Annotated in this window: 1 protein-coding gene; it reads left to right on the top strand. The window is 66.9% G+C overall.

Annotated elements, in window-relative coordinates; translation table 11 throughout:
- Positions 1-179: 179 nt before the first annotated feature.
- Positions 180-604: MBL fold metallo-hydrolase (locus KUM32_RS38610; protein WP_217146465.1), on the top strand; the 425-nt coding region annotated here is incomplete at its 3' end.

Below are 604 nucleotides of genomic sequence, written 5' to 3'. Positions count from 1 at the left end.
CGACGAGACCGAGCAGCTCAAGCGAGCTCTCGCCGCCGGCGGGGTACAGCTCTAACCACGGACTTCACAACCGAATACCGACCCACTTGCAAGTGCACGAATGACACCCGCGCCACGTGCCTCCCTGCCCGCTCCCGGCGGAACAGGGGACATGTGGCGCGCGTGGTAAGGAGAGTCTTTTGAGTCATCCGCACCCAGAACTCGGTCCGCCGCCCAAGCTCCCCAAGGGCGGCCTGCGCGTCACCCCGTTGGGCGGCCTGGGCGAGATCGGCCGCAATATGACGGTCTTCGAGTACGACGGACGGCTGCTGATCGTCGACTGCGGAGTGCTCTTCCCCGAGGAGGAGCAGCCCGGAGTTGACCTGATCCTGCCGGACTTCACGTCCATCCGGAACCGCCTCGGCGACATCGACGGCATCGTGCTCACCCACGGCCACGAGGACCACATCGGTGGCGTGCCGTACCTGCTCCGCGAGAAGCCGGACATCCCGCTGATCGGCTCCAAGCTGACGCTCGCCCTGATCGAGGCGAAGCTCCAGGAGCACCGCATCCGGCCCTACACGCTGGAGGTCACGGAGGGGCACCGCGAGCGGATCGGCCCCTT

Source organism: Streptomyces sp. AC627_RSS907 (assembly GCF_019049165.1).
Note: the sequence above shows the minus strand (reverse complement) of the source record. Positions and strands in the feature narration are given on the sequence as shown.